This is a genomic window from Allobosea sp. P5_A5 (assembly GCF_056400625.1).
Map to the genome: position 1 here is coordinate 351,970 of NZ_JBFUKY010000003.1, position 13,301 is coordinate 365,270.

14 protein-coding genes are annotated in these 13,301 nt (G+C 67.4%); 8 read left to right on the plus strand and 6 right to left on the minus strand.

Annotated features, from left to right (window positions below; genetic code table 11):
- The first annotated feature begins 7 nt into the window (after window positions 1–7).
- Together AC1DR6_RS08530 and AC1DR6_RS08535 are read left to right on the plus strand one after the other, a co-directional pair.
- Complete coding sequence (locus AC1DR6_RS08530; protein ID WP_476828763.1) at window positions 8–589, plus strand: hypothetical protein; 582 nt, start codon at window positions 8–10, stop codon at window positions 587–589.
- 13 nt (window positions 590–602) lie between these two features.
- The gene (locus tag AC1DR6_RS08535; RefSeq protein WP_476828764.1) at window positions 603–938 is read left to right on the plus strand and encodes a DUF1491 family protein; all 336 of its coding nucleotides are present in this window, start codon (window positions 603–605) and stop codon (window positions 936–938) included.
- A gap of 14 nt (window positions 939–952) precedes the next feature.
- Here the strand turns inward: AC1DR6_RS08535 and AC1DR6_RS08540 are convergent, their stop codons facing one another.
- Complete coding sequence (locus AC1DR6_RS08540; RefSeq protein ID WP_476828765.1) at window positions 953–2,086, minus strand: DUF2336 domain-containing protein; 1,134 nt, start codon at window positions 2,084–2,086, stop codon at window positions 953–955.
- Window positions 2,087–2,259: 173 nt separating this feature from the next.
- On the opposite strand from AC1DR6_RS08540, the gene AC1DR6_RS08545 reads away from it, so the two are divergent.
- Complete coding sequence (locus AC1DR6_RS08545; RefSeq protein ID WP_476828766.1) at window positions 2,260–2,469, plus strand: hypothetical protein; 210 nt, start codon at window positions 2,260–2,262, stop codon at window positions 2,467–2,469.
- Complete coding sequence (locus AC1DR6_RS08550) at window positions 2,466–3,302, plus strand: hypothetical protein (RefSeq protein WP_476828767.1); 837 nt, start codon at window positions 2,466–2,468, stop codon at window positions 3,300–3,302. Before AC1DR6_RS08545 ends, AC1DR6_RS08550 begins: the two co-directional genes overlap by 4 nt.
- A 4-nt stretch (window positions 3,303–3,306) precedes the next feature.
- On the opposite strand, the gene AC1DR6_RS08555 is transcribed toward AC1DR6_RS08550, so the two are convergent.
- The 3 genes from AC1DR6_RS08555 to AC1DR6_RS08565 form a co-directional block, all read right to left on the minus strand.
- Entirely contained in the window at window positions 3,307–3,927 is a 621-nt protein-coding gene (locus tag AC1DR6_RS08555) for a DUF1254 domain-containing protein (RefSeq protein WP_476828768.1), read from the minus strand.
- 5 nt (window positions 3,928–3,932) lie between these two features.
- The gene (locus AC1DR6_RS08560; RefSeq protein ID WP_476828769.1) at window positions 3,933–4,508 is read right to left on the minus strand and encodes a DUF1214 domain-containing protein; all 576 of its coding nucleotides are present in this window, start codon (window positions 4,506–4,508) and stop codon (window positions 3,933–3,935) included.
- A 70-nt stretch (window positions 4,509–4,578) separates the two neighbouring features.
- Window positions 4,579–6,795, minus strand: a complete 2,217-nt coding sequence (locus tag AC1DR6_RS08565; protein ID WP_476828770.1) for a transglycosylase domain-containing protein — start codon at window positions 6,793–6,795, stop codon at window positions 4,579–4,581.
- Window positions 6,796–7,033: 238 nt separating this feature from the next.
- Between AC1DR6_RS08565 and AC1DR6_RS08570 the strand changes: the two genes are divergently transcribed.
- Window positions 7,034–7,528, plus strand: a complete 495-nt coding sequence (locus AC1DR6_RS08570) for a YcgN family cysteine cluster protein (protein ID WP_476828771.1) — start codon at window positions 7,034–7,036, stop codon at window positions 7,526–7,528.
- 177 nt (window positions 7,529–7,705) lie between these two features.
- Window positions 7,706–10,390, plus strand: a complete 2,685-nt coding sequence (gene ppdK / locus AC1DR6_RS08575) for a pyruvate, phosphate dikinase (protein ID WP_476828772.1) — start codon at window positions 7,706–7,708, stop codon at window positions 10,388–10,390.
- Window positions 10,391–10,410: 20 nt separating this feature from the next.
- On the opposite strand, the gene AC1DR6_RS08580 is transcribed toward ppdK, so the two are convergent.
- A complete protein-coding gene (locus AC1DR6_RS08580) occupies window positions 10,411–10,797 on the minus strand; it encodes a type II toxin-antitoxin system VapC family toxin (RefSeq protein WP_476828773.1) in 387 nt (128 codons plus the stop codon).
- Window positions 10,794–11,039 carry a type II toxin-antitoxin system Phd/YefM family antitoxin gene (locus AC1DR6_RS08585; protein ID WP_476828774.1) on the minus strand — a complete coding sequence of 82 codons (246 nt, stop codon included), beginning with the start codon at window positions 11,037–11,039 and terminating at the stop codon, window positions 10,794–10,796. Before AC1DR6_RS08585 ends, AC1DR6_RS08580 begins: the two co-directional genes overlap by 4 nt.
- A 353-nt stretch (window positions 11,040–11,392) precedes the next feature.
- On the opposite strand from AC1DR6_RS08585, the gene AC1DR6_RS08590 reads away from it, so the two are divergent.
- On the plus strand, window positions 11,393–11,602 hold the full coding sequence (locus AC1DR6_RS08590; RefSeq protein WP_476828775.1) for a cold-shock protein: 210 nt from the start codon (window positions 11,393–11,395) through the stop codon (window positions 11,600–11,602).
- Between the two features lie 174 nt (window positions 11,603–11,776).
- Window positions 11,777–13,279, plus strand: coding sequence for a DEAD/DEAH box helicase (locus AC1DR6_RS08595; protein WP_476828776.1), 1,503 nt, complete (start codon window positions 11,777–11,779; stop codon window positions 13,277–13,279).
- The last annotated feature ends 22 nt before the right edge of the window (window positions 13,280–13,301 follow it).

Below are 13,301 nucleotides of genomic sequence, written 5' to 3' on the forward strand. Positions count from 1 at the left end.
CGAACCAATGTCCGCAACCATGGCTGCCCGCGCCCGCACCGGCGCTTCCCTTTCCGCCCCGGTCCGGCGCCCGCAACAGGCGGCGCGGCGCCCGTCGACGCCGTGGATCGCGCGCGTGCTGCGCTCGGCCGCGCAACGCCCCGGCCGCGCGCTGATTTTCCTCGGATTCGGCATCGCGTCAGTCGCGATCGTCACCAACGCGTTGATGTTCCAGAAGGCGCGTCACCCCCATCCGATGGTGACGTATGCGCCGGCGGCCGAGCCTTCCCGCGCCGCTGCTCCCATGCGCCGCACCGACACGCCCGCTGCTGCCGTCGAAGCGCCTGCAGCGTCGCTTGAGGCTCAGCCGAGCCTGCCGGCCTTGCCGCCGACACGCCCGAGCAACCTCTCCCAGACGCAGCGCGACGCGGCGCCGCGTCCGCCGGCCGCCGTCGCGGCTGTGGCGCGTGCACCTGCCCCGGCTGCGGCGCCGGCCGCACAGCGCCCCGCGGCGGCGCGGGACCCGATCGCGGATCTGCTCAATGGTGGCGATCTGCGTCCGCCCGCCGAGGTCGGAGCCCGTTCCAAACGTCCCGGCGCGACGAACTGAGAGGCGGCCGCGCATGGCGCGCCTCACCAGCGAATTCTGGGTTTCGGCCTGGCTCAGGCAGGCGGCTGTGGACGGACTCGTCGCGGTTTTGCGCCGCCGGGGGGCGGCCGAAGCCGGGGCGATCTTCGTCAAGCTCGATCGGCTCGATCGTACTGCGGCGCTCTATGGCCCCGCGCCGCAGACGCTGGCGGCCGATGACGGACTGCGCCGCTTCCAGATGCTGCTCGATTCCGACCCGCTCGAGGTCGAGGACAGGGTCGAGCGCGAACTGCGCTTCGACAGCGATCTCTGGCTTGTCGAGATCGAGAACCGGGCCGGCGATCCGCGCCTGGATCTCGCCTCCGAATAGCGCGTCGCACAGGTTCAGCTGCGCTCGCGGCGTGGCCCGATCCTGGAGAGCACCTCCGACATGGCGGGCTGGCTCTCGGGGCTGACAGCGCCGGTTCGGTGGGCCGCGCCGCTGGGGTCCATCGCGGGCTGGTGCTGGCCGCGACGCTGGGGCTGAGCCGGGGCCTCGCCCGCGATCAGCAGCGCGAGCCGCCTGGCGATGGCGGGGCGGATCGCCCGCATCAGCGCGACAAGCGCGAAAATGCGCTCGACCGAATGCGCGGCCTCGTCACCGAGACGGATCAGGAAGCGCGTCGCCTCCTCCACCCGCACGTCCGCGCCGATCAGGGCGAGCGCGGCCAGCTCGCGGCTGTGATCTTCCAGCATGGTCTTGGCCAGGCTCGGCCCCCCGCCGAGCGCGGCCGACAGGGAGGCAAAGGCCGAGGACGGGTCGTCGCTCGCCAGCGTCAGCCAGTCGGCGAAGCTGCCGGCGGTGAGCGCGGTCGCCCGCTCCGCCGGATGCAGGGCTTCGTAAGCGCCGATCGAATCGAGGATGGCGAGGCGCCGCTCGGGTGCAGCACGCAAGAATAGCGGGGCCAGTTCGAGATTGGAGAGATCCGTGCGCGCCAGTAGCCCGGCCTGATAGGACGGGCGACGGCGGGCGCGTGCGATCAGAAGATCGGACGCCGCACGCGGGAGCGGCGCTTCGGCGTTGCCGATCAAAGCGAGATCGACAACCGCGATATCATGTTCGACCAGCATGACGCTGGCGGCGGCGGTCAGGTCTTTGCGGCTGGCGAGCGCGACGAGGATATCGGGCGCGCCGCTCTGCGCGAGATGCTCGATTTCGGCTGCGTCGACCGGCAGGCCATGACCCAGCAGCGCCGCGAGCACCTCGCCCCCGCGTTGCTTGAGCGCTGCGAGGACGGCGGGCGGGGCGTGGCGCCAGCCGGCGAGCTTGCGGGCCAGGATCAGCGCAGTCGCCTCGTCCACCGTCGGCATCACGGCGAGCGCCATGTCCGCGAAGGCCGCGAGATCTTCCGGCCTGGGCCGTGGCGCGGCGAGCAGCAGGTCGGCGGTGACGCGCAGCGAGACCTGGCTGAGATCCAGCCCGCCTTCCCGGGCGAGCCGGGCGAGATCGGCGAGTTCCTTGGCGGCGGGCGTTGTCATGCGAAGCTCGAATAATCAGCGAATGCGACGGTTCCCTCTGATTTATCCCCGAGGTTTTAAGACCACGTTAACCATGTCGGCGCCTGATGAGATCGAGAGCTGCGGGTGGGTGCTGCCTTGCACCGCTTCGCTCTCGGCACCGCGACTTCAGGCGCTGGACAAGGAGGCGCTACATGGCTGACGTCATCCCTCTCGCGCCGCATCGGCGCCCGCGACTTCCGACCGGCCCTCTGTCGGGCGGAACGGCGGACATCCTGTTCTTCACCGGCGTTCGCTACGAGCGGGCGGACGAGCCGCAGCCGCGCGACGCGGTCTCCCGGCCCGCCCGACGGGCCGCTGCACCCAAAACCGCCAACCGCCGGAAGGCCAGGCTGCCCGCGTGACACGCGGTAGCGCCGAACCGGCACGGCGCCCGCGTCTGCGCGCGCGCAATCTTGCGGCGTCGCTGCTGCTCGCGGCGATGCTAAGCGCCTGCAACGCGATCGATGGCGACCTTGGCCGGCCGAGGCCGACGATCTGGTCGCAGATCGTCCTGCCGGAAGCGGGCTTCGCGGCCGCGACATCCCGTGGCGAGGCGGCTTCCTATTTCCGCTTCACGGACGACGAGGACCAACTGCGGGACCGGGCCTGGCGCCTCATCATGCCGGCGAGCCCGCACAGCGTTTTCCAGAGCGAAATCTCGAACCTCATCCACACCCGGATCTTGCCGGTGCCGATGCAGTCGGGCGACAGCTCCGATTATTTCCGTGCCCTGACCTCCGGCTCTTTCGCCTCGCAGGCCTCGCGCTATAACCGCTTGGCGGAGGACAGCAACGCCGACCGGCTGCTGATCGGCCCGTTCCGCGCCAACGCCATGCGTGTCGTGAGCATGGACAGGGTGCGGATGCGGACGGCCGAGGCCTCGCCGGAAGTGGCGCCGGAGAAGCGCGATCCGGCCCTTGCGAGGGTCGTCGAGAACGAAGGTCTGATCCTCTGGGTCTGCGAGCGCATCGACTTCCGCATCCGCAGCTATCGCTACGCCCTTGCGAACCTCGTCGTGGAGATGCCGTCACGCGATGCTATCCGCGCGGAGCGGAGCATCATGGCGCTGGAGGCGGAGGCCGGACCGCTCTGCAAGATGCCGCTCAACGACGTGTTCTACGGCGAGAGCGGGCGAGGGCAGGGCACGCAAGGCCAAAACGGGGGCGCGAAGCGTCCGGCGGTCTACAAGGACTGAGGCCTCAGTTCGCCGCGCCGCATTGGACGCCCGTGGCGAGCGCCTCCGCATCGGGCCGATCCGACGGACGCTTGGCCAGAACCCGCACCACGATCAGGCCCTGCTCGCTATCCGACACCACCCGGAGTTCGCGGCTGGTGTCGCCTTCCTCGTCGTTTGCGACCCGCTCGTCATATTGGGCCCCGGTCAGCACTACGAATTCAAGCACGCCGCGAATCGCCGCCCGATCGGTGATGGCGTAGAGCACGCCGCCGGTGCGCCGGTGCAGGGTGATACCGAGCGGTAGCGTCCCCGTGCGCGCGACGAGCCGAAGCGGGCCGCTCGACAAATCGTAGCTGCAGACGGCGGTGACCGCGTCCGGATCGGCTTCGCGGACCATCGGCAGGCCGCTGCCTTGCGTGACCGGCACGAGATCGGCGTGGCCGCCGGCTCCGAGCTGACGATAGGCATGGGCCGCGTCGCGCTGCGACAAAACTGGGATGAGCAGTACCGTCACGATATGGACGATGCCGGCCAGCACGAGCCCGGCGAGCGTCGTCATCGCCAGGCGCGTCGCGCCGGCACGCAATGTGGCGCCCCGGCCGCGTGCGCGACGCCGCACCGGGGCGCGTTCCGTTTCGCTCATGACGCTCACCGGCAGTCGATCCGGCCGATACGGGGCAGGTTGGCTGCCCTCGTCTCGCCGGTCTGACTCGATATCGGCGTATCGTAGAGCCGCAATCGCAGCTGGAAGCGGCCTGCGGACGGCAAAGGCAGCCAATTGCCGGCCTGGGGCGTTGAAGCCAGGGCCATCGCGACCTGCCCATCCTCACCGCGCACGATGTCGCCATCCGAAAATCCCACGCGCTCCAGCGGCAGCTTGAAGGGCGCGCCGTCGACCCCGGTCGCGGTCAGGGTCCAGCCACGCGTCGGCGGTGTGGTGCCCGTCACGGCGTAGCGGCAGCGGCCGTCCAGCAGCTCGCCATCGTCGCTCCGCTCAGCGATGAGTTCGACGCCTTCGCCGGCTCCCAGCGGCAGGCGAACGCCCCGCGCGAGATAGGCGCGCATATAGGGGTCGATGCTGGCGCCGCCGCTGGCGGGCCAGGCCTGCCAGGGTCCCGCCTCGACCCGGCCGATGACCGGCCGCGCCGAAACCGCCCAATGCGCCGAAGCAAGGCCGAGCCCGAGGCCGAGCCCGAGAATGTAGGCGAGATCGAGAATTCGCACGCTTGCCTTCCGCGTCGCGCTGCTTCGGCAGCGGGCCGAGTTGAACCGCGCGGCCCGGCGCCGTCAACCGTCAGCGAAGCCTGGTCTCGTTGCCGCTGATCTCGCGGATTCCGACCTGGATCGACCGGCTCGCGGCCCGCGAGGGCTCGACCGACTTGAACAGCGAACCCACCGCCGAGAGCGCCTCGAAGGATTGGCGCGGCATATGGCCGGCGCCCGCAGCGCTTCCCGCCATCGGATCCGGAGCAGCGCCGGCCTTGGCGACATTGGCCGCCTTGGGGTCGATCGGCACGCCCGGGATCGGCTTCAGCTCGAGGCCCTGATGGGCGAACTGCATGATCTCCTTGAAGGTCATCGCCGGCAGCGACCCGCCGGTCAGACTGGCGGTCTCGGCCGAATCGTCATTGCCGAACCAGACCGCCTCGACGAGATTGCCGGTGAACCCGACATACCAGGCGTCCTTGTAGCCGTTGGTGGTGCCGCTTTTGCCGGCGCCGACCACGCCATCGAGCGCGGCGCGCTTGCCGGTGCCCTCCGTCGGCACCTTGGACAGCATGAAGTTCATGTCCTGCACCACCTGCGTGCTTAGCACCTGCTGCGGCTCGGGCTCGTCGCGGTTGTGGTTGTAGATCAGCTCGCCCTGCGAATTCAGGATATCTATCGCGGCATAGGGCTTGGCGCGGCGCCCGCCATTGGCGAAGACGGCATAGCCCGCCGCCTGGTCGATCACGGTCACCTCGGCCGCGCCGATCGGCAGCGAAACCGTGTCGGTCAGCGGCGTCGTCAGCCCCATCGCGCGTGCCGTCGCGACGATCTTCTTGCGGCCGAGCAGGGCGGCGCGCGCCTCATGGGTCTCGCCCGCGGCCTTGCCGATGGCGATCGACATCTGCACCGGGATCGTATTGATCGACTTCGCCAGCGCGACATAGAGCGGCATCGAACCGCCATAGGAACGACCGTAATTGTTGGGGCACCAGTTGCCGATGCAGACCGGGCGGTCGGTCACGATGGTGTTGGGGCGGTAGAGCCCGGCTGACAGCGCCGCCGCATAGACATAGGGCTTGAAGGACGAGCCCGGCTGGCGCTGGCTCGCCGTCGCACGGTTGAACTGGCTTGCGCCATAGTCGCGCCCGCCGACGATGGCGCGCACCGCTCCGTCGGGGTCGAGCACCACGGTCGCGGCCTGCTTCACGCGATAGGTCGGCCCATGCTGGCGCAGCACCTGCTCGATGACTTCGTCCGCGCGCTGCTGGATTGCGCCGTCATGCGGCGTCTTGACCGTGAGCACGCGGTCGGCGCCGAGCTTGCCCGCCTCGGCCAGCTCCTTGACCTGGTCGAAAGCCCAGTCGAGGTAGTAATCCGGGCTCGCGTCGCGCTTGCGGTCGACCGGCGTCGCCGGGTTGCGCTTGGCGCTGTCGATCTGTCCCGCTGTCATGAAACCGGCATCGACCATGACGTTCAGCACGTCGATGGCGCGGGCGCGTGCGGCTGGCAGATTGACGTGCGGGGCGTATTTCGTCGGCGCCTTGAACAGGCCGGCCAGCATCGCCGCCTCCGCCAGCGAGACGTCCTTTACCGACTTTCCGAAATAATACTCCGCCGCTGCCGCGACGCCGAAGGTGCCGCCGCCCATATAGGCGCGGTCGAGATAGAGCTTCAGGATCTCGTTCTTGCTCAGCCGGTATTCCAGCCAGAGCGCGAGGAACGCTTCCTTGATCTTGCGGTCGAGCGAACGCTCATTGGTCAGGAACAGGTTCTTGGCGAGCTGCTGCGTCAGCGACGAACCGCCCTGCACGACGCCGGACGCCCGCGCATTGACCGCCACCGCCCGAAACGTGCCGATGATGTCGATGCCGAAATGCTCGTAGAAGCGTCGGTCCTCCACCGCGAGCACCGCCTTCAGCAGATGATCGGGCATGTCCTCGAGCTTGAGAGAGTCGTCGTGACGCGCGCCGCGATGACCGATCGCGTTGCCGTAGCGATCGAGGAAAGTGACGGCGAGAACCTGGCTTTTCAGCGCATCCTCATTGCCGATGCGAAAGGCGGGCAAGGCCAGCATCAGCACGAACAGGCTCGCGACGATGCCGATGTTCAGCCCTTCGCTCGCGAATTCCGCAGCGAGCCGCTTGCCGCCGGTGACGGTCAGCCGGTCGGTCTGGCTGCGCAGACGCTCGTAAAACTCGCCGCCGCGTCGGGCCAGCCCCCACAGGCCGGCATCGAGCCATGAGTCCGCGGCGAGCGCACCGCGCCTTAACCGCGTTCTCCAGCCGGCCTTCCTGAATTCCATCGCCGTCCTGGGCTTTCCGCTTGAAAGGCGCCGCCTTAGTCGTGCCGCGCGCTCACCTTTCTGGCAACCGATCAGCGCCCGGCCACGAACACATAATCGCGCTTCCGTCCCGGGTAAGAGCAGGGTTGAAACGAATTGCTTTCGTTCAGCAGAATCCAGGCCGCATCTGATGTTCCGCTCTGAGACAGAGTGTGTCTGCGCTCTTTCCTCCCTGCGTCAGCAGGCGCATAAGGCGGCCATGACCGACAAGCCCGCAGGATCGGAGCCGTTCTGGCGCTACACGGCGCTGGAAGCGATGGACCGCACGCAGTGGGAATCCCTCTGCGACGGCTGTGGCCGATGCTGCCTCGTCAAGCTGGAGGACGAGGACAGCGGCCGCATCTATGCCACCGATGTCGGCTGCCGGCTGTTCGACGCGGGGTCCTGCCGCTGCCGCGACTATCCCAATCGCTCGCAGGTGGTGCCCGATTGCGTCACGCTGACGCCGGAGGAGGTGCGCACGCTGCCCTGGCTGCCGCCGACCTGTGGCTACCGCCTCGTTGCCGAAGGCAAGGATCTGCCCTGGTGGCATCCGCTGGTGTCCGGGGACCCCGAGACGGTGGTTGCGGCCGGGGTCTCAGTACGCGGCCGCGTCTTCGCCAATGAAGACGAACTGCCGGAGGAGGAGGCCGCCGAACGCATCGTCGCCTGGCCGCTGCGCTGGCCGCGAGGCGCGCGCGGGACGTCGCGGTAGGCGAAGCCCTTCCCGCCGCGGACGTCGCGTTGGCACGCTCATTGATTGTTCAGGCGCTTTTGGGCATGACCGGCCTGTCCCGCTGCCAAGCCCGCCAGGGTGCCGACGGCACGCACACGAAACTTTCGCATCGCCGCGACGTTGCTGCGTCCGGCTGCAAACCATGGGGTTGAAGTGATGGCTGGTGGGAAGTGGGTCTACACCTTCGGCGACGGCAAGGCCGAAGGTGAGGCGAGCATGAAGAACCTGCTCGGCGGCAAGGGCGCGAACCTTGCCGAAATGAGCAATCTCGGCCTGCCCGTGCCCCCCGGCTTCACCATCACGACCGAGGTCTGCACCTATTATTACGACCACGGCAAGCAGTTACCGGACGATCTCGACGGGCAGATGAAGGCGGCGCTCGCCGGCATGGCGAAGCTGACGGGCAAGACCTTCGGCGACCCCGCCAACCCGCTGCTCGTTTCGGTGCGCTCGGGCGCTCGGGCCTCGATGCCGGGCATGATGGACACCGTCCTCAACCTCGGCCTCAACGACGAGACGGTCGAGGCCGTCGCGAAAGCCTCGGGCGACGAACGCTTCGCCTGGGACAGCTACCGCCGCTTCATCACCATGTATTCCAACGTCGTGCTCGATCTCGACCACGGCTCCTTCGAGGAGGCGCTGGAGGACTACAAGGAGCGCAAGGGCCTTCACCTCGATACCGATCTCACGGCGCCGGACTGGAAGGTCCTGGTCGGCAAGTACAAGGAGATCGTCAAAAAACAGCTCGGCTCGGACTTCCCGCAGGATCCGGAGGCGCAGCTCTCGGGTGCGATCGGCGCCGTCTTCTCATCATGGATGAATGCGCGCGCGATCAAGTATCGCGAGCTGAACGCGATCCCGGCGTCCTGGGGCACGGCCGTCAACGTCCAGTCGATGGTCTTCGGCAATATGGGCGAGACTTCCGCCACCGGCGTCGCCTTCACGCGTAATCCCTCGACCGGCGAGAATGCGCTCTATGGCGAGTTCCTGATCAACGCCCAGGGCGAGGACGTCGTTGCCGGCATTCGCACGCCGCAGGACATCACAGAGAAGGCCAAGACGGAGGCTGGTTCCGACAAGCCCTCGATGGAGCTGGCGATGCCGGAGGCCTATGCGGAACTCGTCCGCATCTACGGCATCCTCGAGAAGCATTACCGCGACATGCAGGACATGGAATTCACCATCCAGGAGGGCAAGCTCTGGATGCTGCAGACCCGGTCCGGCAAGCGCACCGCCAAGGCCGCGCTCAGGATCGCGGTCGATCTCGCAAGCGAAGGCTTGATCACGCAGGAGGAAGCGGTCGGCCGCGTCGAGCCCTCCGCACTCGATCAGCTGCTGCACCCGATGATCGATCCCAAGGCAGAGCGCCGCGTGCTCACCACCGGCCTGCCGGCGTCGCCCGGCGCGGCCGCAGGCGAGATCGTCTTCAATTCGGACGACGCCGAGGCCGCCAAGAAGGCCAACCGCAAGGTCATCCTCGTCCGCGTCGAGACCTCGCCCGAAGACATCCACGGCATGCACGCAGCCGAAGGCATCCTGACCACGCGCGGCGGCATGACCTCTCACGCTGCGGTCGTGGCGCGGGGCATGGGCAAGCCCTGCGTTTCCGGTGCCGGCCAGATCCGCGTCGACTATGCCAAGGCCACGCTCACCGTCGGCAACACGACGCTGAAAGCCGGCGACTTCATCACCGTCGACGGCGGCAGTGGCCAGGTTCTGCTTGGCGAGATCAAGATGCAGAAGCCGGAACTCTCGGGTGAGTTCTCGACGCTGATGGGCTGGGCCGACAAGGTTCGCCGCCTCAAGGTCCGCGCCAACGCCGAGACGCCGGACGACGCCAGGACCGCGCGCGAATTCGGCGCCGAGGGCATCGGCCTGTGCCGCACCGAACACATGTTCTTCGACGAAAGCCGCATCCAGTCGATGCGCGAGATGATCCTCGCCCATGACGACAAGGGCAGGCGGACCGCGCTGGCCAAGCTGCTGCCGATGCAGCGCCAGGATTTCGTCCAGCTTTTCACCATCATGAGCGGGCTGCCGGTCACGATCCGCCTGCTCGATCCGCCGCTGCACGAATTCCTGCCGCATGGCGACGAAGAGATCGCCAAGGTTGCCGGCGCTCTCGGCGTGACGCCGGAGGCGCTGAAGCACCGCGCCACCGAACTGCACGAATTCAACCCGATGCTGGGCTTCCGTGGCTGCCGCTTGGCCGTCGCCTTCCCCGAGATCGCCGAGATGCAAGCGCGCGCCATCTTCGAGGCGGCCGTGATTGCCGCCAAGGAGACCGGCAAGCCCGTGATCCCGGAGGTGATGGTGCCGCTGGTGATGGGCAAGCCTGAACTAGACCTCGTCAAGGCCCGCATCGACGCGATGGCGAAGGCGGTGATGGAAGAAAGCGGCACGACGATCGAGTATCAGGTCGGCACCATGATCGAACTGCCGCGCGCGGCTCTGCGCGCCGGCGACATCGCCGAAAGCGCCGAGTTCTTCTCCTTCGGCACCAATGATTTGACGCAAACCGCGCTCGGCATCAGCCGGGACGACGCCGCCTCCTTCCTCGGCTCCTACACCGCCAAGGGCCTGCTGGAGGCCGATCCCTTCGTCACCATCGACCAGGATGGCGTCGGCGAACTCGTGAAGCTTGCGGCCGAGCGCGGCCGCAAGACCAGGCCTGACATCAAGCTCGGCATCTGCGGCGAGCATGGCGGGGATCCGGCCTCGATCGGCTTCTGCGAAAGCGTCGGGCTGGATTACGTCTCCTGCTCGCCCTTCCGCGTGCCGATCGCGCGGCTGGCGGCAGCGCAGGCGGCCTTGGGCGCGATCAAGCCGAAGGATGGCTGAGGCGAAGGAGCGCTCGGCGCTCAGATTCTGAGGATACTGCCGGGGTACCCGGCGACGGCCTCATCGGCCGTCGCCAACGTCATCCCCTCGACCAGGGCCTGCGCAACAAGGATCCGATCGAACGGATCCTTATGCAAAGGGGGCAGATCGAGCGCTGCAATCGTGTGCCGGCTGTCGATGGCCAGCTCCTCATAGCCGTTATCGAGCAGTCCCCTGCGCAACAGACGCGGATCGACCTTGAAGTCGTCACGATCGAGACCTCTCTTGATCGCGATCTCCCATAGGCTGGCCGCGCTGAAGACGAGGGTGTTGCCGGCGTCTTCCATCACGGCGCGCGCCGGCGGCGAAAGCTTGCTTGAACCGAGGGCGAGCCAAAGCAGCACATGCGTATCGATCAGCAGCTTCATAAATCGCTGCCGAAAAGACGTGCGATCTCGTCTCCGCCCATGCGATCAAAGTCGTCGGGCACGTCGAAAGCCCCGCTTAGAAAGCCGATCCGGCGCCTCTCGCTTCGCTCCGGCGCATCGATCGGGACAACCTTGACCATCGCCTTGCCAGCCTTCGCGATGATGAAGCCGTCTCCTATGGCGGCGCGTTCGACAAGGCGAGACAAATGCGTCTTCGCTTCGTGAATGTTGACGACGTCCATCACAGCCTCGCTGAACTTAGTTCATTTAGTCTAGTTTATCAGAGTGCTTCTGAGGCAAGGCTTTGCATCGACGGGTGCGGCAGCGAGTCCAAGCGGTTCTCCGGCATTTCAGACCCGAACGCGGTCCATTTCGGACTGGCGTGCTCCCTGCTGGACGCGCAGTATTTTTCGTGCTATCCACCCCCTCGTAAGACGACATGCGGCCGGGTTCTGGCCACTCCTCCGTGCGACCTTAGGGCTGGCGCGGTCACGAATCAGATCCACCACACATCGCTACAAGGCCATGGTGAGGCGTCCGCGCGTCGCGCCATGTCTTCATTGATACGCGGATCTGAAACGTAAGGAATATCCCTATGAACAAGGGCACTGTGAAGTGGTTCAACTCCACCAAGGGCTACGGCTTCATCACCCCTGAGGACGGCGGCCAGGACGTGTTCGTTCACATCAGCGCCGTCGAGCGCGCTGGTCTGCGCGAGCTTCAGGAAGGTCAGGTCGTCTCGTTCGAGATGGTCGCCGACCGCAAGACCGGCAAGACCTCGGCCGGCAACCTCGCCGTCGCCTAAGGCGCCTCAATACGCTGGCAGGCCTCGGCCGCCAGCGATGACGACAAGCCCTCCGGCGCTGTGGCTAGCGGTCCGCCGGCGGGTCCAATTTCTAGATATCAGGCCTGATGCGAGGCTGCGGCGCGCCGAATTCCACATGCGCCCCTGGCATTCCGGCGCCCGGAAAGATTTTCCTTGACCAAATTTACCGATCTCGGTCTCGCCGAGCCCCTTCTCAAGGCGCTCGCGGCCGAAGGTTATGAGACCCCTACGCCGATCCAGGCGCAGGCCATTCCCCATATCCTCAAGGGCCGCGACCTGCTCGGCGCCGCCCAGACCGGCACCGGCAAGACCGCTGCCTTTACGCTGCCGATGCTGCACAAGCTGTTGGCCGAGCCCAAGCGGCCGTCCCCGCGTGCGGTGCGCGTGTTGGTGCTCTCGCCAACGCGTGAACTCGCCGCGCAGATCGAAGCCTCTGTACGTGCCTACGCTCAGTTCACGACGATTAAGTCGACCGTGATCTTCGGCGGCGTGCCTGTCGGCAAGCAGATCCGGGCGCTCGGCGAGAAGATCGACATCCTCGTCGCCACGCCCGGCCGCCTGCTCGACCTTGTCGACCAGCGCGCCGTCTCGCTGCGCGAGATCGAGTTCCTCGTCCTCGACGAGGCCGACCAGATGCTTGACCTTGGCTTCATCCATGCGCTGCGCCGCATCTCGACTCTGATTCCCAAGGAGCGCCAGACGCTTCTGTTCTCCGCGACGATGCCGAAGCCGATCCGAGATATCGCCTCGGCCTATCTGAAGGATCCGGTCGAGGTCGCGGTGACGCCTGTCGCCACCACCGCCGAGAAGATCGACCAGCGCGTCGTCTTCACCGAGCCCGGCAACAAGCCCTCGCTCCTGACGCGCACGCTCAGCGTGCCGGAACTCGAGCGTGCCATCGTCTTCACCCGCACCAAGCATGGCGCGGACAAGGTCGTGCGCCATCTCGAGCAGTCGGGCATCGATGCGGCCGCGATCCATGGCAACAAGAGCCAGGGTCAGCGCGAACGGGCGCTCGGCGCCTTCCGCGACGGCTCGCTTCGCATCCTCGTCGCGACCGACATCGCGGCTCGCGGCATCGATGTCGACGGTATCAGCCATGTCGTGAATTACGACCTGCCGAACGTGCCGGAAAGCTATGTCCACCGCATCGGTCGGACCGCCCGCGCGGGTGCGACCGGCATCGCGATTGCGTTCTGCACGCCCGAGGAACGTGGCGATCTCGCCGCTATCGAGAAGCTGACCGGTGTCACGCCGACGCCGATCGGCGAGGTGCCGTATTGGGATGGCCGCACCCCGAAGAAGCCGCCGCAGAACCAGCGCGGCGGTGGTCGTGGCCAGCAGCAGGCTCGCCCGCAGGGCCAGGGTCGTCCGCAAGGCCAGGGTCGCCCGCAGGGTGGTCGTCCCCAGCAGCCTCGTCGTGCCGAGCAGGATCAGCGTCCCGAGCAGGGCAGTTCCCGCAGCCAGCCTGCGGGCGCTCCCCGGCAGGAGCAGCGCTCAGAGCGGCCCCGCCAGCAGGAGCGCGCCCCGCGCAGCGAGCAGCAGCAGCCGCGAAAAGACGCCTCGTCCGCGAAAGAAGGACTTGGCGGCGTCGCGTTCTTGCAGCAAAGAACACAGCAACCGAGCCCCATCGGCGCCCGGCGGCGCGCGCGCTGACGCGCGAGCAGCCAGAACGGGG

Bases quoted from the DNA above. Each gene is read 5' to 3' on its own strand.
- AC1DR6_RS08530 (WP_476828763.1), top strand. From the start codon at position 8: ATGTCCGCAACCATGGCTGCCCGCGCCCGCACCGGCGCTTCCCTTTCC.
- AC1DR6_RS08535 (WP_476828764.1), top strand. From the start codon at position 603: ATGGCGCGCCTCACCAGCGAATTCTGGGTTTCGGCCTGGCTCAGGCAG.
- AC1DR6_RS08540 (WP_476828765.1), bottom strand. From the start codon at position 2,086: ATGACAACGCCCGCCGCCAAGGAACTCGCCGATCTCGCCCGGCTCGCC.
- AC1DR6_RS08545 (WP_476828766.1), top strand. From the start codon at position 2,260: ATGGCTGACGTCATCCCTCTCGCGCCGCATCGGCGCCCGCGACTTCCG.
- AC1DR6_RS08555 (WP_476828768.1), bottom strand. From the start codon at position 3,927: ATGAGCGAAACGGAACGCGCCCCGGTGCGGCGTCGCGCACGCGGCCGG.
- AC1DR6_RS08565 (WP_476828770.1), bottom strand. From the start codon at position 6,795: ATGGAATTCAGGAAGGCCGGCTGGAGAACGCGGTTAAGGCGCGGTGCG.
- AC1DR6_RS08570 (WP_476828771.1), top strand. From the start codon at position 7,034: ATGACCGACAAGCCCGCAGGATCGGAGCCGTTCTGGCGCTACACGGCG.
- ppdK (WP_476828772.1), top strand. From the start codon at position 7,706: ATGGCTGGTGGGAAGTGGGTCTACACCTTCGGCGACGGCAAGGCCGAA.
- AC1DR6_RS08580 (WP_476828773.1), bottom strand. From the start codon at position 10,797: ATGAAGCTGCTGATCGATACGCATGTGCTGCTTTGGCTCGCCCTCGGT.
- AC1DR6_RS08585 (WP_476828774.1), bottom strand. From the start codon at position 11,039: ATGGACGTCGTCAACATTCACGAAGCGAAGACGCATTTGTCTCGCCTT.
- AC1DR6_RS08590 (WP_476828775.1), top strand. From the start codon at position 11,393: ATGAACAAGGGCACTGTGAAGTGGTTCAACTCCACCAAGGGCTACGGC.